At 74.4% G+C, this 19,572-nt stretch carries 14 protein-coding genes; 11 read left to right on the forward strand and 3 right to left on the reverse strand.

What is annotated here, in order from left to right; genetic code table 11:
• Window positions 1–116 precede the first annotated feature (116 nt).
• Window positions 117–5,903 (forward strand): LamG-like jellyroll fold domain-containing protein, encoded by a 5,787-nt coding sequence (locus tag Q0858_RS11505; RefSeq protein ID WP_299054226.1) that lies wholly within the window; start codon window positions 117–119, stop codon window positions 5,901–5,903.
• Between the two features lie 82 nt (window positions 5,904–5,985).
• Here the strand turns inward: Q0858_RS11505 and Q0858_RS11510 are convergent, their stop codons facing one another.
• Window positions 5,986–6,213, reverse strand: coding sequence for a tautomerase family protein (locus Q0858_RS11510; RefSeq protein ID WP_299054229.1), 228 nt, complete (start codon window positions 6,211–6,213; stop codon window positions 5,986–5,988).
• A gap of 190 nt (window positions 6,214–6,403) precedes the next feature.
• On the opposite strand from Q0858_RS11510, the gene Q0858_RS11515 reads away from it, so the two are divergent.
• From Q0858_RS11515 to Q0858_RS11535, 5 genes are all read left to right on the forward strand, one after another.
• Window positions 6,404–7,150: a YcnI family protein gene (locus Q0858_RS11515; protein ID WP_299054232.1), complete on the forward strand. Its 747-nt coding sequence runs from the start codon at window positions 6,404–6,406 to the stop codon at window positions 7,148–7,150.
• Entirely contained in the window at window positions 7,147–8,835 is a 1,689-nt protein-coding gene (locus tag Q0858_RS11520; protein ID WP_299054235.1) for a copper resistance protein CopC, read from the forward strand. Before Q0858_RS11515 ends, Q0858_RS11520 begins: the two co-directional genes overlap by 4 nt.
• Window positions 8,836–8,858: 23 nt before the next feature.
• Window positions 8,859–9,704 (forward strand): endonuclease/exonuclease/phosphatase family protein, encoded by an 846-nt coding sequence (locus Q0858_RS11525; protein WP_299054239.1) that lies wholly within the window; start codon window positions 8,859–8,861, stop codon window positions 9,702–9,704.
• Window positions 9,701–10,291, forward strand: coding sequence for a hypothetical protein (locus tag Q0858_RS11530; RefSeq protein WP_299054242.1), 591 nt, complete (start codon window positions 9,701–9,703; stop codon window positions 10,289–10,291). The genes Q0858_RS11525 and Q0858_RS11530 overlap by 4 nt, the downstream gene beginning before the upstream one ends.
• Before the next feature lie 121 nt (window positions 10,292–10,412).
• Entirely contained in the window at window positions 10,413–12,029 is a 1,617-nt protein-coding gene (locus Q0858_RS11535; protein WP_299054245.1) for a hypothetical protein, read from the forward strand.
• 16 nt (window positions 12,030–12,045) lie between these two features.
• Here Q0858_RS11535 and Q0858_RS11540 read toward each other — a convergent pair whose 3' ends face one another.
• Window positions 12,046–12,579 (reverse strand): gamma carbonic anhydrase family protein, encoded by a 534-nt coding sequence (locus tag Q0858_RS11540; RefSeq protein WP_299054248.1) that lies wholly within the window; start codon window positions 12,577–12,579, stop codon window positions 12,046–12,048.
• An 87-nt stretch (window positions 12,580–12,666) separates the two neighbouring features.
• Between Q0858_RS11540 and clpB the strand changes: the two genes are divergently transcribed.
• The 4 genes from clpB to Q0858_RS11560 are packed head-to-tail and all read left to right on the forward strand — an operon-like array spanning window position 12,667 to window position 17,659.
• Window positions 12,667–15,288, forward strand: a complete 2,622-nt coding sequence (clpB, locus tag Q0858_RS11545; protein WP_299054253.1) for an ATP-dependent chaperone ClpB — start codon at window positions 12,667–12,669, stop codon at window positions 15,286–15,288.
• Window positions 15,289–15,318: 30 nt separating this feature from the next.
• The gene (locus Q0858_RS11550) at window positions 15,319–16,482 is read left to right on the forward strand and encodes a hypothetical protein (RefSeq protein WP_299054256.1); all 1,164 of its coding nucleotides are present in this window, start codon (window positions 15,319–15,321) and stop codon (window positions 16,480–16,482) included.
• Window positions 16,479–17,117, forward strand: a complete 639-nt coding sequence (locus Q0858_RS11555; RefSeq protein ID WP_299054259.1) for a hypothetical protein — start codon at window positions 16,479–16,481, stop codon at window positions 17,115–17,117. Before Q0858_RS11550 ends, Q0858_RS11555 begins: the two co-directional genes overlap by 4 nt.
• An 8-nt stretch (window positions 17,118–17,125) precedes the next feature.
• A complete protein-coding gene (locus tag Q0858_RS11560) occupies window positions 17,126–17,659 on the forward strand; it encodes a hypothetical protein (protein ID WP_299054262.1) in 534 nt (177 codons plus the stop codon).
• A gap of 1 nt (window position 17,660) precedes the next feature.
• On the opposite strand, the gene Q0858_RS11565 is transcribed toward Q0858_RS11560, so the two are convergent.
• Window positions 17,661–18,839, reverse strand: coding sequence for a pyridoxal phosphate-dependent aminotransferase (locus tag Q0858_RS11565; protein WP_299054265.1), 1,179 nt, complete (start codon window positions 18,837–18,839; stop codon window positions 17,661–17,663).
• Window positions 18,840–18,903: 64 nt separating this feature from the next.
• Here Q0858_RS11565 and Q0858_RS11570 point away from each other — a divergent pair, with 64 nt between their 5' ends.
• Complete coding sequence (locus tag Q0858_RS11570) at window positions 18,904–19,566, forward strand: class E sortase (RefSeq protein ID WP_299054268.1); 663 nt, start codon at window positions 18,904–18,906, stop codon at window positions 19,564–19,566.
• Window positions 19,567–19,572: the final 6 nt, after the last annotated feature.

The following is a 19,572-nucleotide window of genomic DNA, read 5'->3' on the forward strand; positions in this document are numbered from 1 at the left end:
TCACGAATATGGCGTGAGTTCTTGACCCTGTGGTGTGGGTCACCTTACGTTCGCCACGACTCACCCCGTCGGTGCCGCGTTCCCCCTGCCGCCGACACCCGACTCGAGGAGCTCTCATGAGCACACGTCGCCGGCCCGCCCGCACCCGGGTGGCCCACCGCGCACGACGGCTGTCCGCCAGCGCGGTGGCCGCCCTGACGGGAGCGCTGGTCGCGCTCTCGATGCTGAGCGTCGTCGCCCCGACGCCCGCCGCCGCAGCCCCGGACGACGGCGTGCTGCGCGTGCTGCTGTTCTACAAGTCGAACTTCCACGCCTCCCACGTCCAGGCGCGCCAGGCCATCCGCGACCTGACGGAGGAGCTCGGCGAGGAGTACGCCGAGGAGGTCGACATCCAGGAGACCGACGACCCGGCGGTCTTCAACGACGAGAACCTGGCGACCGTCGACACCCTGGCGTTCGCCCAGACCGGGGGCGTGCTCTTCAACGACGCGCAGCGTGAGGCCCTCGAGACCTACATCCGCGGCGGCGGCGGCTTCATGGGCGTGCACTACACCTCGTGGTCGGTCGGCACGAGCGAGCACGACGTCAACCCGTTCTTCCTCGAGCTGGTCGGAGCCATGTCGGAGGGCCACCCGGAGAACCCGGCCGTGCGCCCCGGCCGGGTCGTGAACACCGACCCGAGCCACCCGCTCACCGCCGACCTGCCGGCGGAGATCACCCGCAGCGACGAGTGGTACGACTGGACGGCCAACCCCGCGCAGGACGTCCGCACGCTGCTCGAGGCCGACGAGTCGTCGTACGGGATGGGCCGCCAGGGCAGCACCCACCCGATCACCTGGTGCCAGGAGATCGACGCCGGCCGTTCCTGGTTCACCGGCATGGGCCACGAGGGCTCCGCCTACTCCGAGCCGTTCATGCTCGACCAGATGCGGGACGGCCTCGCCTACTCCTCCGGGCTCAAGCCCGCCGACTGCTCGGCCCCCGACAAGTCGGAGAACGGCTCGTGGGGCGGCGTCCAGCCCTGGCCCCTGATGGCGATCAACGCCTCGCTCACCCCCGAGGGCACGATCCAGTCCTTCGGCAGCACCGCCACCGGCTGCACCGACGCCACGCCGTTCGACTGGACCGGCGACGGCTGCATCAGCCAGGGCGGCCAGTTCGAGTACGACGTCTGGGACCCGTCCCAGGAACGCACGCTCGAGAACCTCGACGAGGGCCTGAGCCCCAACGCGACCTACACCGACCTGTTCTGTGCGATGCAGGTGCAGCAGCCGCACACCGGCACGACGATGACCGTCGGCGGTGACGACGGCCTGGGGGAGAACGCCCCGAACGACGCCGCCATCGGCGTCACCAGCTACAGCGCGCGTCAGGGCCTGCAGGACGAGGCCCCGATGCACTACCCGCGCTGGTACCCGACCGGCACGACCATGCCGAACGGCGACATCGTCGTCCAGGGCGGCAGCCTGCGCGGCGGCCCCGGAGGTCCTGGCGTGAAGACCCCCGAGATCTACACCCCCGACGAGGGCACGGGCTGGCGCAAGCTCACCGGCGCCCGCAGCACCGCGGCGTACGGCGACGGCGGCAGCGACCACCCGGGCCAGGACGAGAACCGCTGGTGGTACCCGCGGGCGTTCGTCGCCCCCGGCAGCGGCACGCTGTTCAACGTCACCGGCACGCAGATGTACGAGCTCGACCCGTACGCGAACGACGGTGACGGCGAGATCACGCTGCGCGGCACCCTGCCGAGCGCCGTGGCGAACCAGGGCGCGCTCGGCAACCCGGTCGGCGCCACGTCGACCGCCGTGACCTACGCCCCCGGCAAGATCCTCCAGGTCGGTGGCGGCTGGTGGGCCAACGGCGGCGGACCCGCCGGCGCCCGCGCGGGCCTGACCGTCGACATCACCGGCGGCACCGAGAACCCGGTCGTCGCCGCCTCGGAGCCCATGGAGCACCGGCGCCACTGGCCGACCGGCACCGTCATGCCCGACGGCCGCGTCATCGTCACCGGCGGCAGCGCGGACAACAACGGCAACGGCGACTACGTCACCAACCCGGAGATCTGGGACCCGGCCACCGGCGAGTGGACCACCGTGGACGTCCCGCACGAGCACGCGCGGCTCTACCACTCGACCGCCCTGCTGGTGCCGGACGGCCGGATCATGATCGCCGGCGGCGGCGCCCCCGGGCCCCGCAACTACCGCGACGTCGAGTACTACTCCCCGTCGTACCTCCCCGACGGCGACGAGCCCGCCGCGCGCCCGGAGCTGAGCTCCGTCCCCGGCAGGATCGGGTACGCCGGCACCTTCGACGTGCAGTCGTCGACCGAGGTCTCGCGGGTCACCCTCGTCCGCAACGGCTCGGTCACGCACGGCTTCAACAACGACCAGGGCTTCCAGGACCTGGACTTCACGCAGGACTCCTCGGGCCGGGTCCGCATCACCGCCCCCGAGGACGCGACGTACGCCGTGCCCGGCGCGTACATGCTCTTCGTCTGGGACGCCGACGGCACCCCGTCGGTCGCGGAGATCGTCGACATCGACCCCGAGGTCGAGCTCGACGTGCGCACCCCGCTGGTGGTCGACCAGTTCGAGTACCCGCGCATCCCCGACGCGTGGCGGTCGGCCAACCCGCCCGCCGTCATCGACGTCGGCGCCGACAGCGCGCGCATGACCCCCTGGACGGTCGACAGCCCGGTCCAGCTCGTCCGCGGCTCCGCGACGGGTCAGGGTGGGCTCGGCGGCACCGGCTACCAGCTCGGCCTCGGCGCCGACGGCAGCCTCGACCGCGCGCTGCGTGGTCTGCGGGCGGGGGAGGAGTACCGCGTCGCCCTCAAGTACGCCCGCGACAGCCGGGCCACGGGCACTGCCCCGGCCACGCTGGAGCTCACCGTCGGCGACCTCACCGAGACGCTGACGGCGACGACGGCGAACCCGTCGGGCGACCTGGCGGGTGGCTCGTACGCCGACTTCGTCGGCACCTTCACCGCCTCCTCGCGGCGCGAGGTCATGAGCCTGGCGGCGACCGGTGGCGGCGGCGTGATGGTGGACGACCTCGTGGTCGCCGCGGCCGAGCCCGGGCTGGACGACGTGGGCGTCCGCTACGCCTTCGAGGAGGGCGAGGGGTCGACCGCGGCCAACACCGGCACCGACACCTCCGTCGGCGACGCGACCCTCACGGGCGGTGCCGGCTGGAGCCAGGACGGCGTCCTCGGGGCGGCCCTCGACCTGCCCGGCGGGGCAGTGGCGAACGCCGTCGACCTGCCCGACGACCTGCTGGCGGGGGCGAGCGACTTCTCCACCGCCTTCTGGGTCCGGCCGGACACGCGCACCAACTGGACGGGCCTGTTCCACCTCGGCACCGGTCTCGGGGGCGACGGCGGCTTCTTCCAGATCCAGACGTCGACCCAGGCGGACGGCCCGACCGGTCTCGCCGCGACGTTCAAGGCACCGGGCCAGGCCCTGCAGGAGCGCATCTACGCGGACCCGGCCGTGGACCTCGAGCTGGACGCGTGGAACCACGTCGCGTTCGTCCGCGAGGGATCCACCGGCACGCTCTACCTCGACGGCGAGCCGGTCGCCAGCCGTGACGACCTCACGTTGGGGCTGGACGACGTCGGCCCGACGGAGAACAACTGGCTGGGCCGCAACGGCTTCCCGGACGACGCGCTGGACGGCCGCATGGACGACGTCCGTGCGTACGACTCCGCGCTGACCGCGGACGACGTGACCGCCCTGTACGCCGAGGGCGCCGCGCTGCGCACCGAGGTGTCGATCAGCGTCGACCCGGCCTCGCCGTCGCCCTTCGGTGAGCCGCTCGAGATCACCGCGTCCGTCGACGCCGAGGGCGACGCCGTCGCCGAGGGCACCGCGCAGCTGTACGTCGACGGCACCCCGACCGGCCAGCCGGTCGAGGTCGCCGACGGGTCGGTCACCTTCGCCGAGCAGACGCTCGGCCGCGGGGACCACGAGCTCCGCGTGGTGTTCGAGGGCGCCGAGGGCTTCCGTGACGCGGAGGCCACCACCACCCACACCGTCGAGCGCCCGCCGCCCGGCGAGGGCACCCCGATCCACTACACCTTCGACGAGGGACAGGGCCGGACCGCGGCCAACACCGGCACCGACACCTCCGTCGGCGCCGCGACCCTCGAGGGGGCGACGGGCTGGACCGCCCAGGGCCAGTACGGCGCCGGCGTGGACCTGCCCGGCGGCGGGGCCGGCACCGGCAACCAGGTACGCCTGCCGAACGACGTCGACGCGGGTCTGGAGGAGGACTTCACCGTCTCGATCTGGACGCGGCCCGACGCCCTGCCGAACTGGGTGCCGCTGCTGCAGATCGGCAGCAGCACGGACACGTTCTTCCTGCTGCAGTCCAGCACGCAGGCCAACGGTCCGACCGGGTTCGCCGCGACCTTCAAGGCCCCGGGCAACGGCGCCCAGGAGCGGCTGACCCTCGGCAACGGGAACGACACCCCGCTGAACGAGTGGACCCACGTGGTCTTCACGATGAGCGGGTCCGTGGGTCGGCTCTACTTCGACGGCGAGCTCGTCGGGGAGCGGGAGGACTTCACGCTCGGGATCGACGACGTGGGGGTCGGTGGCCGGACCACCGCCAACTTCATCGGCGGCACCAGCTGGCCCGACCCGCGCTACGACGGCCTGGTCGACGACTTCCGGATGTACGACTACGAGCTGACCGAGGACCAGGTCGGCGACCTGTTCGAGGGCCAGCCCGAGCCGGGGAACGCGGCTCCGGTCGCGGTCGACGACTCCTTCACGACCGACGAGGACGTGCCGCTCGAGGTCGAGGCCCCCGGGGTCCTCGCCAACGACACGGACGCCGACGGTGACGCCCTCACCGCCGGTGGGGCGACGCAGCCGGACCACGGCGAGGTCACCCTCGCGGAGGACGGCGGGTTCACCTACACGCCGGACGCCGGGTGGAGCGGGACGGACTCCTTCACCTACGTGGCGAACGACGGCACCGACGACTCCGAGCCCGCCACGGTGATGATCACCGTCACCGAGGACGAGGAGGAGCCGCCCGGCGAGGAGGGCCCGGTCGCCGTGGCCGACGTGTACTCGACCGACCAGGACACGGTCCTGACGATCGAGGCGCCCGGCGTCCTGGCCAACGACACCGCCGCCGAGGGCACGACCCTCACGGCGACCGCCGTCGGCCGCCCCCGCCGGGGCGAGGTGGAGCTGGCCGAGGACGGGTCGTTCGTCTACACGCCGCCGGAGGGCTTCAGCGGCACGGACACGTTCGTGTACGTCGCGAACGACGGGACCGACGACTCCAACCTCACGACCGTCACCATCGCGGTCGACGAGGTGCCGCCGGCCGTCACCGCGGTCGCCGGCGTCGCCGCGCCGTTCACCTACGGGCGCCCCGGCACGGTCGTGGCCGCGGTGGCACCGCGGACGGCCACCGGACGGGTGGAGGTCCTGGACGGCGAGACCGTCCTGGGCCGGGGCTCGGTGGAGGACGGTCGGGCGAGGGTCACCCTGCCTGCCGGGTCCCTGCGGCCCGGGTCGTACGCGCTCACCCTGCGCTACCTCGGGGACGCCCGCCACGCGGCGTCGTCCTCGGTGGTGGACGTCGAGGTGGCCAAGGCGTCGCCGACGGTGACGGTGCAGCTGCCGGCGGCGATCGACCGGGGCGACCGCGCCACCCTCCGGGTCCGGGTGGCCGCTCCCGGGTCCGTCGCGATGACGGGGCAGGTCCGGGTGCTCATGCAGGGCAAGAAGGCCCTGACCCGCAGGCTCGACGACACCGGGAGGCTGCAGATGAGCCTCCCGCGGGCGAACAGGGCCGGCCAGGTCCGGGTGCGGGTGGTCCACCTCGCCGACGAGGTGTCGCAGCGCGCGGAGGCGACTCGCACGATGCGGGTGCGCCGCTAGCCGGCGGGGCCGCACACGGCACGAGGCGGGCCGGGAGGATCACCTCCCGGCCCGCCTCGTCGTCCGTGGTGCGGCGGTTCCGTCAGCGGGACTCGGACAGCGCGGAGACGACGCCGGCGCGGCTGTCGTCCTCGCTGGCGAGCACGCCGCCGTTGGCGACGATGTCCGCGGTGATCTCGCTGAAGACCATCCGCACGTCCTGACGGCGGGCGCCGAGGATCTCGACGGCGCTGTCGGCCACGGCGAGGGCGAACGCCCGGCGCTGCTCCAGGGTGCGGCCGGCGAGCAGCTCGACGGTGATGTTGGGCATGAGGACCTCCTACGGCCGACCCGTTCACGGGAGCGACCACGGTTCGACGATGTGAACCTGCAGCGTAGAGCGAGGCTCTGGCCGATGACCAGAACCGAGTTCACACTCTTGACACAGAGTCCCCGGCTTGATGGTGTGGTGTGCATCACCGCGGACTCGATTCGCACCCGTGAACCACCCAGGAGGACTCGTGAGACCGGTGCTCGCCCGTGCGGTCCTCGGCGCGATCGCGGTCGGCCTGGGCGGCGGCCTCGTCGCGGCCGGGGCCGCGCCGTCCGCCGCCCACGTCGGGATCACCCCGTCGACGACCGAGGCGGGGGCGACGGCCGTCCTCGAGCTGAGCGTGCCCCACGGCTGCGACGGCGCACCGACGACCCGGTTGTCGGTCCAGGTCCCCACCGGCGTGCTCGGCGTCGTGCCGACCCGCAACCCGATGTGGGACGTCGAGACGGAGGTCGCCGAGTTCACCCAGCCGGTGACGGACGCCCACGGCAACGAGGTCACCGAGCGGGTCACGTCGGTGACCTGGACGGCGAGGCAGCCCCTGCCCGACGGTGTCGACGACGAGCTCGCGATGAGCATGCAGCTGCCCGCCGAGGAGGGCACCCAGCTGTGGTTCCCGGTCGTGCAGCAGTGCCGGGGCGCCGAGTCGGCGTGGATCGAGGTCGCCGAGGGCGACGTCGACCCCGCGGACCTCGAGATGCCGGCCCCCACCTTCGTCGTCACCGAGGCCGCGGGCGACGGTGACGCGCACGGTGCCCACGGCGGCGGCGACGCGGACCCGGCGTCCCTCGACGCGGCGGACGCGGCGGACGAGACGGACGGGGCCCGGCAGGCGGCCGGAGCGCCGGCGCTCGGGATCGCCGGCCTCGCGCTCGGGCTCCTCGGCGCCGTCCTGGGCGGGACCGCGCTCGTGCGCCAGCGCCGCGGGGCGTGAGGCGGCTCGGCGCGGCGCTCGCCGCGCTGCTCGTCGTCCTGAGCGCGACGGGCTCCCTCGTCCTCACCGCCGCGGCACCCGCGAGCGCCCACGCGATCCTCGTGTCGTCCGACCCGACCGAGGGTCGGATCCTCGAGCGCGCGCCCGAGGAGGTCGAGCTCCGCTTCTCCGAGACCGTGACGCCGGTGTACGACGCCGTCGCGGTGTACGACGCCGAGGGCGACCCCGTCGCGTCGTCCGCCCGGGCGAGGGACGACCTGGTCGTCGTGAGCCTCGACGAGGCGGTCGCCGAGGGCACGCTGGTCCTGGTGTGGCGTGTCGTGTCGGCGGACGGCCATCCCGTCGGCGGGTCGCTGCGCTTCTCCGTCGGGGCGGCCAGTGCCGCCGTGGCAGAGCCCCCGCAGGCTGCGGCCACGCCGGACGACGGCGTGGTGCGCCCGCCCTGGCTGCTGGCCCCGCTCCGCGTCCTGACGTACGTCGGGCTGCTCGCCGCGACCGGCCTGGTCGTGTTCCTGCTCCTGCTCCTCGCGGCCGGTCGCGACGACGACCGGCCGCGCCGCCGACTGGTCGGGCTCACCCGCGGGGCGGCGCTCACGGCCGGGCTCGCCGCGGCGGCCTCGCTGCCCGTGGTGGCCTCCTACCAGCAGGGCGGTGGCGTCGGGGCCCTCTCCTCGGCAGCCACCTGGACGGCGCTCGGAACCACCGAGCTCGTCACGGGTGCTGGGATCGTCCTCGGGCTCCTCGCCTCCGTCGTCCTGCTCGGCGACGGCCGGGTGACGGGTGGCCGACGGCTCGGCGCGCTCGCGGCTGCCGGGGTCGCCGTCTGCTGTCCCGCCCTGGTCGGCCACAGCCGCGCCGCCTCCCCGGAGGGCCTGGTCGTCGCGGCGGACGTCCTCCACCTGGTGGCCGGGGCCGTCTGGCTGGGCGGCCTCGTCGGCCTGGCCGTCGCGCTGCCGGTGCTGGCCCGCCGACGCGGCGACCTGGCCGCCACCACGCTCACCCGTTTCTCGGTCGCCGCGGCGAGCGTGCTGGTGGCGCTGGTGGTCACGGGGTCACTGCTCGGGTGGCGGATCGTGGGCTCCGTGGCCGCCCTCACGGGCACCGCCTTCGGGCTGCTGCTGCTGACCAAGGTCGGGCTGGCGCTCACCGTGGTCGTCGTCGCCGGCTGGAACCGGTGGTCGCTGCTGCCCCGGTTGCGGGACGCGACACGCGCCCCCGAGCGACGGTCCGGCGCGAGGGTCGTGGCGCGCGCCACCGCCGTCGAGGCCGCGTTGCTCGTCGTCCTGCTCGGGGTCACGGGGGTACTCGTCGACTCGACGCCCGACGTCGCCGAGGCGTCCCGCGCCCCGGGGGAGGTGGACCCCGTCTTCACCGGGCCCCACCTCGCCTCGCTCGCGAACCTGGAGGTGCAGGCCGGGATGTCCCCGCACACGGTCGGCCCCAACGAGCTGACGATCCAGGTGCGCGACGCCACCGGCGTGCCGACGCAGACGGCCGAGCCGCCCCGGGTCAGCCTCGCGACCGACGACCTCGACCTCGGTGACGTCGAGCTGACCAGGATCGCCCGGGGCACGTGGACGGCCGACGTCGTGCTGCCCCGGCCCGGGACCTGGGAGCTCCAGGTCTCCCTGCGCGTCAGCGAGTTCGAGAACCCCGTCTCCGTCATCGACCTCGGCGTGTCGTGAGCGGGAGCGACCTACCCTCGGGTGTGCTCTCCTCCCGGTCGCTCGGAGCCCTCCTCGCCGCCGGCGTCGTCGTCGTGTCGGCCGGCATCGCCGCCCCGGGCGCCCACGCCTCCGTCGTGGCCCCTGCGCCCCGCGCCGACGCCGGCGAGGCCGTCGTGGTCATGAGCTGGAACATCGCCGGCGGCAAGCAGCACGGCGGCGGCGTCGAGCCGATCGTCCCGACGATCGCCACCGCGATCCGCGAGCGCGGGGTCACCGCTGCGGTGCTCAACGAGGTGTGTGCGTCCCAGGCGACGGCGTTGCGGAAGCGGATGCCCCGGTACACCGTGCACTACTTCCTCGCCGAGTCCGACCGGTGCCGAGGCGGCATCGGCAACGCCGTGGTCGCGCCGAAGGGGTCCACGCGGCTGAAGCGGTTCAGTCGCGGCCTGCCGTCCGGCGACAGCTACGTCCGCAACGTCGGCTGCGTCCGGCTGCCGGGCGGCGGGAAGGTCGCTGTCTGCGGCACCCACCACTCGTTCGAGGTGCGTCTGGCCGACGTCCGGCAGCGGCAGGCCCGGATCACCACCGACCTGGTCGAGCGGATGGTCGACCGCGGGTACGCCGTCGTCGCGGGCGGCGACCTGAACGCCACCCCGAGGAGCCCCCAGCTCGACGAGTTCTACAGCCGGCTCTACGCGGGCGGCCGCGGCGTGCTGCGCGAGAGCAACGGCTGCTGCGGCCGCCGGGGGCCCGGCACGACGAGGAACGGTGGCAAGAAGATCGACTACTTCTTCTTCTCCCGGCGTCTCGACCGGACGGGCAGCCGGGTCGTTCCCACGCGCTTCAGCGACCACCGTCAGGTCGTGCTGCGCACCCGGCTGCGGTGAGCGACGCCCGCGTCCTCCGGTCCGACGACCCGGAGGCGGAGCGGCTCCTCGCCGCGGGGTGGACCGTCGTCGCCGAGTCCTGGGGCGCACGGCTCCGCGACCCCGACCCGGACCGGCTGCGTGCGCTGGTGCAGCGCGCCGAGGATGCCGGGTACGACGTCCGCCCGCTCGCCGCAGGCGAGCTGCCCGCCGTCGCGGACCTCGAGGCGCTCACCGCACCCGACTACCCGCTGACACCGGCGACCGACGTCCCGGAACGCACCCTCGTCCGACTGCGCGCGATGGACGCCCGCTTCGTCGGCGCCTGGCGCGGCCGCGACCTCGCGGCCGTGACCGCCGTCGAGCCGGGTGGGGAGCTGGTCGAGACGGCGTGGACGTCCGTTCACCCCGACCACCGCCGCCGGGGGCTGGCGGCGGCGGTGAAGGCGGCCTCGGTCCTGCTCCTGCTCCCGACGGGCGCTCGGGTGTTCGGCACCGGCGGTGCCGCCGTCAACGCCGGGAGCCTCGCGATGAACGCCGCGGTGGGCTACGTCGTCGAGGAGCGCTGGCTGAGCCTGCGGCCGCCGCCGTCGTCCGTGACCCGCTGACCAGCAACGACGTCGGACGGGTTTGGCGAAAGCGCCACGCCCGGACCCTCGGGATTCCTACACTTCAGGGGTCGCCGACTGGGGAGGCGACCCGCACTCTTCCCCCGCTCTCGAGGTCCTCATGTCGCTGCGTTCCGTCATGCGCTCACGCCTGCTCCGGGCCGCCGGCTCCGTCGCCGTCGTGGCCGTCCTGGCCACGCCCGCCCTCCCCTCCGCCGCGTCCGACGAGGTGGAGACCCTGCCGAGCGCCGGCAGCGAGACGCCCGCGCCGCCCGAGGAGTCGGAGCCCACCGAGACGCCGGACCCGGAGCCGGCGCCGGCCGTCGAGCAGCCCGTCGAGGAGGCCACCGAGGAGCCCGTCGAGGAGCCCGCCCAGGAGCCCGCCGAGGAGTCCGTCCCCACCGCGCCCGCTGTCCCCGCCGTGTCCGGTCCCGCCTGCCTGGGCGGCGCGCTCGGCACCGGAGCGGCCTCCGGCGCCAGCAACCCGCTCGACGGCACCCGCTGGGTCGCGACCGTGGCGGCCCCGGGCCGTCTGCTGCTCAGCCGCACCCTGGAGGGGGCGGCCACGGCGCCGCTGGCGACGCTCGACCTCCCCGGCGCCCCCGGGACCGCCGGCGGACTCACCTTCGGGGGCGACGGACGCCTGTACGTCGTCGCCGGCGCCGACGCCGGTGGCGAGGCGGTGCTCTACCGCACGGCCCTCCCGTTGCGCCCGACCGCGGCCCCGCTCACGGCCACCGAGGTCAGCCGCACCCGCACCGATGCCCCGGTGGCGCGCATCGCCTTCGACCGCGACGGCCTCCTGCACCTCGCGTACGACGGCGGCTCGGCCGCGACCGACCCGGTCACCGGGGAGACGGTGGCCGTGCTCGACCCGGCCCAGGGCCAGGCGCTGGCCTGCGGCCGACCCAGCCAGGTCACCGTGCGCGTCTCCCTGCCCGAGGGGCGCGCGGGGGCCGGCGACCAGCTCGCCGTGACCCTCACCGGCGCGGCGTACGACGGGTCGCCGGCGTCACCGCGGGGCGTCACCGCGGGCACGGACGCCGGCCGCCAGGCCAAGCTGGGCGAGTACGTGCAGGTCCTCGCCCTCCCCGGCGCCACCTACGGGGTCGCGCTGACGACGGCCGACGGCGCCGAGGCCGCGTCGTACGACGTCACGCTGGACTGCCTCGACGGCACCGACGTCCTCGTGGACCGGTCCGGTCCGACCGGCACCCTGACGATGCCCTCCCGCTCGGCGTACGTGACCTGCACCTTCACCGCCGTCCCCGGCGCCGACGACCCGGTCGTCGACGAGCCCCGCCGGGACCCGGTGCGCACCGGCCCGTCCGTCCTGCTCCTCGACCGCGACGGGCTGCCCGGCAGCGGCCTCGGCACGGACCTCGAGAAGGACCAGGGCGGCCAGGGCGGCCAGGGAGGCCAGGGCGGTGGCACCGGCGGCGGGACGGGCGGCACCGGCGGGCAGGACCTGGGCCGGGACCTCGGAGCGCAGATGCAGCAGGACGGCGGCCTCGGCGGCGGCCTGGGGGGCGGCCTGGGCGGCGGGATGCCCGGCGCCACCGACACCGACACGACCACCGACACGACCACGGACACCGAGGCCCAGGAGACGGCCGGGTCCCGCGCGGGGAAGGACCTGCCGAACACCGGCGGCCCGCCCGCCGTCCTGCTGCCGATCGGCCTCGGCGCGGTGGTGCTGGGTTCCGTGCTGGTCGTCCGGCGTCGGCGCGAGGCCTGAGGCCCTAGACGACCGCTCAGAGGTCCCGCGTGGCCTCGCGGTGCGCGTCGCGGAGCGCGTAGTACGACTCGGCGTTGCGGTGCACCCGGGCGAGCTCGTCCTCGGTGAGCTCGCGGCGGACCTTCCCCGGCACGCCCACGACGAGGCTCCGGGGCGGCACCTCCTGGCCCTCGCGGACGACGGCGCCCGCCCCGACGAGGCTCTCGGTCCCGATCGTGCAGCCGCTCAGCAGCCGCGAGCCCATGCCGACGAGCACGTCGTCGCCGACGGTGCACCCGTGGACCAGCGCCTGGTGGCCCACGGACACGCGAGCGCCGACGTGGACGCCGTGGCGGGTGTCGGCGTGGACGACGGTGCCGTCCTGCAGGTTGCTGCCCTCGCCGAGCACGATGGGGTTGACGTCCGCACGCAGCACGCAGCCGTACCAGACGCTCGCCCCGGCCCCGATGCGCACGTCGCCGACGAGGACCGCTCCGGGCGCGACCCAGGCGTCGGGGTGGACGACCGGGGTGTGGCCGCCGAGGGGGACGAGGAGGGGCGCGGACGTCATGCAGGTCACCCTGCCACCCCTGTCTGACTTGAGTCGAGTGCGCTAAAGTTTCCGTAGTCGACGGTCGAAGCCACGTGAGGGGGCGCCATGAGCCAGTTCAGTGCGGAGAAGTTCACGACCAAGGGTCGTGAGGCGATCGAGGGCGCCCAGGTCCTGGCGACCACCGAGGGCCACACCAACGTCGAGCCCGTCCACCTGCTCGTCTCCCTGCTGCGCGACCCCGAGGGCAGCACGCACAGCCTGGTCACCCGGTCGGGCGTCGACCCGCAGGCACTGCTCGGCGCAGCGAGGTCCGAGGTCGGCCGCCTGCCCAGCGCGAGCGGCACGACCGTGCAGCGGCCCGCGCCCAGCGCGGCGTTCACCCGCGTCCTGGCGACCTCGCTCGACCTCGCCGGCTCCATGAAGGACGACTACGTCGCCACCGAGCACCTCCTCGTCTCGCTCGCCGCGGTCGAGAGCGCGGCGCAGCGCGTCCTGTCCGCCGCGGGCCTCGACCGGAAGGGCCTGTCCGAGCAGCTCGTCGCGATGCGCGGCAACCGCCGCGTGACCAGCCCCGACGCGGAGTCGACGTACGAGGCGCTGGAGAAGTACTCCGTCGACCTCACCGCGAGCGCGGCCGAGGGCAGGCTCGACCCGGTGATCGGCCGGGACGCCGAGATCCGCCGCGTCATCCAGGTCCTCTCGCGCCGCACCAAGAACAACCCCGTCCTCATCGGCGAGCCCGGCGTCGGCAAGACCGCCGTCGTCGAGGGCCTCGCCCAGCGCGTCGTGGACGGCGACGTCCCCGACTCCCTCAAGGGTCGACGTGTGCTCAGCCTCGACCTCGCGGCGATGGTGGCCGGCGCGAAGTACCGCGGCGAGTTCGAGGAGCGCCTCAAGGCCGTCCTCGAGGAGATCAAGGACGCCGGCGGCCAGGTCATCACGTTCATCGACGAGCTGCACACGGTCGTCGGCGCGGGCGCCGGCGGCGACTCCGCGATGGACGCCGGCAACATGCTCAAGCCGATGCTCGCCCGCGGTGAGCTGCACATGGTCGGCGCGACGACGCTCGACGAGTACCGCGAGCGCATCGAGTCCGACCCGGCGCTGGAGCGCCGCTTCCAGCAGGTGTACGTCGGCGAGCCCAGCGTCGAGGACACCGTGCAGATCCTGCGCGGCATCCAGGAGAAGTACGAGGCCCACCACGGCGTCCGCATCACCGACGCCGCCCTCGTCGCGGCCGCGCAGCTCTCGGACCGCTACATCACGGGCCGCCAGCTGCCCGACAAGGCCATCGACCTCATCGACGAGGCCGCCAGCCGGCTGCGCATGGAGCACGAGTCCTCCCCGGAGGAGATCGACGTCCTGCGCCGCCAGGTCGACCGCCTGACGATGGAGCAGTTCGCGCTGGAGAAGGAGTCCGACGACGCCTCCGTCGAGCGGCTGGCCGCCCTGCGCGCCGACCTCGCCGACAAGCAGGAGGAGCTCCGCGCGCTCGAGGCCCGCTGGGAGCGGGAGCGTCAGACCCTCGAGGGCGAGGGCGAGCTCCGCAAGCAGCTGGACCAGCTCCGCGTCGAGGCGGAGCGCCTCCAGCGCGAGGGCGACCTCGGCCGGGCCAGCGAGATCCTCTACGGCCAGATCCCCACGCTGGAGAAGCAGATCGCCGAAGCCGCGGCGGCCGCCGACCAGGCGGCCGAGATCGAGCCGCTCGTCGGCGAGGAGGTCGGCGCGGAGCAGGTCGCCGACGTCGTCGAGGCGTGGACCGGCATCCCCACCGGCCGGCTGCTCGAGGGCGAGACGGCGAAGCTGCTGCGGATGGAGGAGGTGCTCGGCGAGCGCCTCGTCGGCCAGCGCCAGGCGCTCACCGCGGTGAGCGACGCCGTACGACGCTCGCGGGCCGGCATCGCCGACCCGGACCGCCCGACGGGCTCGTTCCTCTTCCTCGGACCCACCGGCACCGGCAAGACGGAGCTGGCGAAGGCGCTCGCGGACTTCCTGTTCGACGACGAGCGCGCCATCGTCCGCGTCGACATGAGCGAGTACTCCGAGAAGCACTCGGTGGCCCGCCTCGTCGGCGCCCCGCCCGGCTACGTCGGGTACGACGAGGGCGGCCAGCTCACCGAGGCCGTCCGGCGCCGCCCGTACGGCGTGGTCCTGCTCGACGAGGTCGAGAAGGCCCACCCGGAGGTCTTCGACATCCTCCTGCAGGTGCTGGACGACGGCCGGCTGACCGACGGCCAGGGCCGCACGGTCGACTTCCGCAACACGCTGCTGATCCTCACCAGCAACCTGGGCTCGGCCCACCTGGTCGACCCGATGCTGTCGCCCGAGGCCCGCCAGGAGGCGGTCATGGGCGTGGTGCGGGCGTCCTTCAAGCCGGAGTTCCTCAACCGGCTCGACGAGATCGTCACCTTCGACGCCCTCACCCGCGACGACCTGACCCGCATCGTCGACCTCCAGCTGGGGCTGCTCGAGCGGCGCCTCGCCGTCCGGCGGATCGGGATCGAGGTCACCGACGCCGCGAAGCGGTGGCTGGCCGACGTCGGCTACGACCCGGCGTACGGCGCCCGCCCGCTGCGCCGCCTCGTGCAGTCCGCGATCGGCGACCCGCTGGCGCGGCTGCTCATCGGGGGCGAGGTCTCCGACGGCGGGACGGTCGCCGTGGACGTCGCCGTCGACGAGGCGGGCGGGTCCGCCGGGCAGGGTGGGCTGAGCGTGCGTGCGGCCTGAGCCTCCCCACCCTCATGGGAGGATCACAGGGTGAGTCAGACGACCGACGCCCGACCGTCGCAGACGACCCTGGGCGGGTGGATGATCGTCTCCGGGTCGGTCCTCCTCGTGGTCTCGCTGTTCACGACGATGGCCGAGCTCCGCTCCCTGGACACCCGCCGCTCGGTCGAGGAGACGCTCGCCGAGCCCCCGCTGGACACCTCCGGCATCTCCGTCGAGGGCTTCCTGCAGCTGCTCCACGTGAGCGCGCTGGTCGCTGGCGGCTGCGCCGCGGCGATGGCGGTCCTGGGCGTCTACGCCCTGCGGCGCCACCGACCGGCGCGGGTGCTGCTGAGCGTGCTCGCCGTCCCGCTGTTCCTGGCGGGCATCGTCGCCGGCGGCCTGCTGTCCTCCGTCGTCGCCGTCGCGACGGTCTTCCTCTGGCTCAAGCCCAGCCGCGACTGGTTCGACGGCACCCCGCGCGAGGTGCCCGAGGCACCCGCGAACCGGACCTCCGACGACGCGCCGACGCCCGGCTCCCCGGGCACGTCGGCGCACCAGGAGCCGGCCCCGCCACGCTCCGAGGCCCCCTGGTCCCGCCCCATGGGTGAGGGCGAGGCCACCGGCGCCCGCCCGTACGCCGGCTACGGCGCGTCACCGTCGACCGGCGGGTCGGCCGCCGGGTCGGCCGCCGGGCCGGGGACCGACACGCTGCCCCGGCCGTGGGGCGCCAGCCCGTCGTCCGCCCCGGCGCGGGGGGACCGGCGCACGCGTCCGCCCGCCGTCCTCGTCGCCTGCCTGACCACCTGGGCGTTCTCGGGCCTGGTGACGGTGCTCATGGTCGGCGGCGTCCTCGAGGTCCTCCTCAACCCCGACCCGTTCCTCGCCGAGGCCCGGGCCCAGCAGCCCGAGACCTTCGAGCAGGCCGGGCTGACGCAGGGCGTGCTCGTGACCGCCATTGCTGTGATGTGCGGGATCCTGGCCCTCTGGGCAGTCGGCGCCATCGTCGTCGCGGTCCTCGCCTTCCGCGGGTCACCCGGTGCTCGCACCGCCCTGGTCGTCACCACAGCGACCGCAGGCGTGCTCTCGTTGCTAGCAGGATTTGCGGACCCCGTCTTCCTGCTGCTGACCCTCGGCACCGTCCTGACCCTGGTCTGCCTGGTGCGCCCGGAGGTCCGGGCCTGGTACGCCGGCCGCGCAGGGGCGGGCCGGTGAGCGACGAGGACGTCACCCGCGCCGGGTGGCAGAACCCCGGCGGCCAGCAGCCCCCGCCGTCGTACGGCTACGGCCAGCAGCCCCCGCCGTCGTACGGCTACGGCCAGCAGCCGTCGCCGTACGGCTACGGCCCCGGGACGTCGGCCGAGGACGACCGGCGGCCCACCTCGGTCTCGGTCGCCGGGTGGCTCGGGATCGCGTTCTCGGCCCTGTGGGCGCTGTTCTGCGTCGTCTTCCTCTCCGCCGCCCTGGCGGGCTACGAGGACTTCGTGACCGACGTCGGTGACTCCAGCGACGCCACGGCCGGCGTCGTCATCGTGATGGTCCTGCTGCTGATGGGCGTGGGGGCGCTGGGAGTGTTCGCCGGCGTCCTCGTGCTGCGCCGCAGCAACCCGGGGCGGATCCTGCTGACCGTCCTGTCCTCGCTGGCGGCGTTCACGTGGCTCGCCTCGATCGTCGCGATCCTGCCCCTCGTCGCCGCGATCGCGACCGTGGTCCTGCTCTTCACGGGCGGGGCGAACGACTGGTTCGCCCGCCGGACGGCCGCGAAGGGCGGGTACGGACCCGGTCCCGGCGGTCCCCACGGCGGCCCGTACGGCGGTGCGCCGTACGTCGGCGGCCCGCAGGGCTGGTAGGACCGACCGTGTCGGGCTCCGGAGCGCCGTGGGTCGACCCGCGTCCCGGCGCGGTGACGACCGGGGGTGTCCTCGCGGTGCTGCTCGGGATCTTCGGGGTCCTGGCGACGCTGCTGGTCGGCGGCCTGGTGGTCGCCCTCGGCTTCTTCATCGACGCGCTGGCGCAGAGCAAGGGCGGCGCGGAGACCGACCAGGTGTCGCCGATCGCCCTCGTCGCCGGGGTCGTGGTCGTGGCCGTCGGGGTGCTGCTCAGCGCGCTGCACGTGTTCCTCGGGGCGCGCGTGCTGCGCGGCGGGAGCGTGGCGCGGGTGGTCCTGACGGCGTGGGACGGGGTCGCCGTCCTCGCCGGGCTCGTCGGCACGTTCGCGTCCCTGGCCGCGCTGCTGGACGGCGGGTCGTCCCCGCTGCTGGTCCTGCTCCCGGTGCTGGCGCTCGCCATGCCGCTGGCGGTCGTGGTGTGCCTGTGGGTGCCCGCCTCGAACGCCTGGTTCGCCCGCGTCGCGCAGCAGGGGCAGCAGGCGCAGCAGGGGCCCTGGCGGTAGGTCAGGCGGTCAGGTCGGCGCGGGCGAGACGCTCGAGGCCCTCCTCGATCACCGCGCGGTCCTTGGAGAAGGTCCAGCGGACCAGGGTCCGACCGCCCCCGGGCGCGTCGGGCCGGTCGTAGAAGATCGGCAGGGGGATCGCCACGACGCCGGCCCGCTGCGGCAGCGCGGCGCAGAAGGTCTCCGCGTCGTCCCAGCCCAGGCCGGCGACGTCGGTGAGCTCGAAGTAGGTGCCCTCGGCGGGGCGGGCGGGCAGACCGACCGCGGCCAGGCCCTCCACCAGCAGGTCGCGGCGTGAGGCGAGGTCGCGGGCGAGCTCCTTCGGCCAGTGGTCGTGGGAGTCCAGCGCGACGGCCACCGCGGGCTGCAGCGGGGCGCCGGAGGTGAAGGTCAGCCACTGCTTGGCGTCGAGCACGGCCCGCACCAGCGCGGCGGGCCCGGTGGCCCAGCCGACCTTCCAGCCGGTCAGCGACCACGACTTGCCGACGCTCGACAGCGTCAGGGTCCGCTCCGCCATGCCGGGCAGCGTCGAGATCGGGACGTGCTCGTGGTGGTCGAAGACGAGGTGCTCGTAGACCTCGTCGGCGATCACCAGCACGTCGTGGCGACGCGCGAGGGTCGCGATCGCCTCCAGCTCGGTGCGGGTGAGCACGGTGCCGGTCGGGTTGTGCGGGGAGTTCAGCAGGATCGCGCGGGTGTCGTCGGTGACCGCCGCCTCGAGCTCGGCCACGTCGAGCCGGAAGTCCGGGGCACGCAGCGCGACCGGTCGTCGTACGGCGCCCGCCATCTGGAGCATCGCGGGGTAGGAGTCGTAGAACGGCTCGATCACGACGACCTCGTCGCCTGGCTCGACGAGTCCGAGGACCGCCGCCGCCACCCCCTCGGTCACCCCGGTCGTCACGACGACCTCGGTGTCCGGGTCGAGCCCGATGCCGTAGTGGCGCCGTTGGTGGGCCGCGACCGCCTGGCGCAGCGCGGGCAGGCCGATGCCGGGCGCGTACTGGTTCGACCCGGTCCGCAGCGCCTGGACCGCGGCCTCGCGGACCGCCTCGGGACCGTCGGCGTCCGGGAAGCCCTGACCCAGGTTGACGGAGCCGGTGCTCACCGCCAGCGCGGACATGCGCGTGAAGATCGTCGGCGCGATGCCGTCCAGGCGGGATGCGGTGAGCGGGGCGTCCATTCCTCGAACCCAACCACACGCCCCCGTGGCGCGGTTAGCCTCGGGACGTGGTCAGGACCAGCCCATGAGGATGCTCGGCGCGGTGCTCGTGCTCGCCGGTCTGGCCACGCTGGGCTGGTACGGCTGGGAGATGTGGGGGACGACGTACGTCTCCCAGCAGCGGCACGGCGACGTCGTCGACGAGCTCGAGCGCGACTGGGAGGCCGGACGCCGCGTCGCGCAGGTCGACGGCGGCGAGGCCGACGCGGTGGTGCGGATCCCGCGGTTCGGCGACGACTACGCCGTCCCCGTCCTGGAGGGCGTCGGCGACGACGTCCTCGCCTCGGGCTACGGTCACTTCACGGAGGCCGTCGGGCCCGGGGAGCGCGGCAACTACGCGATCGCGGCCCACCGGGTGACGCACGGCGAGCCGCTGCGACACATGCCCGAGCTCCAGCCCGGCGACGAGGTGATCGTCGACACCGCGTCCACCCGGTACACCTACCGGCTGACCAACGGCGGGGACGACCTCGTGGTCGGCATGGAGGACTACTGGGTCGTCGACGAGGTGCCCGACAACCCCGACGAGGGAGGCATCGAGCCGGAGCAGCGCGCGGGGCAGCGGCTGCTGACGCTCACCACCTGCGCCTCGGTCTTCGAGACCACCGAGCGGATGGTGGCGTTCGGCGTCCTCGTCGACAGCCGTCCCCGGGAGGCGGCGACGGCGGCCTCCGCCCCCGCCCGGTGACCACGA

It is taken from the genome of uncultured Nocardioides sp., from assembly GCF_947489365.1.
In the GTDB taxonomy this organism is placed as follows: Bacteria; Actinomycetota; Actinomycetes; order Propionibacteriales; family Nocardioidaceae; genus Nocardioides.

Coding starts and splice junctions, on each gene's coding strand:
- Q0858_RS11505 (WP_299054226.1), top strand. CDS start 117: ATGAGCACACGTCGCCGGCCCGCCCGCACCCGGGTGGCCCACCGCGCA.
- Q0858_RS11510 (WP_299054229.1), bottom strand. CDS start 6,213: ATGCCCAACATCACCGTCGAGCTGCTCGCCGGCCGCACCCTGGAGCAG.
- Q0858_RS11535 (WP_299054245.1), top strand. CDS start 10,413: ATGTCGCTGCGTTCCGTCATGCGCTCACGCCTGCTCCGGGCCGCCGGC.
- Q0858_RS11540 (WP_299054248.1), bottom strand. CDS start 12,579: ATGACGTCCGCGCCCCTCCTCGTCCCCCTCGGCGGCCACACCCCGGTC.
- clpB (WP_299054253.1), top strand. CDS start 12,667: ATGAGCCAGTTCAGTGCGGAGAAGTTCACGACCAAGGGTCGTGAGGCG.
- Q0858_RS11565 (WP_299054265.1), bottom strand. CDS start 18,839: ATGGACGCCCCGCTCACCGCATCCCGCCTGGACGGCATCGCGCCGACG.
- Q0858_RS11570 (WP_299054268.1), top strand. CDS start 18,904: ATGAGGATGCTCGGCGCGGTGCTCGTGCTCGCCGGTCTGGCCACGCTG.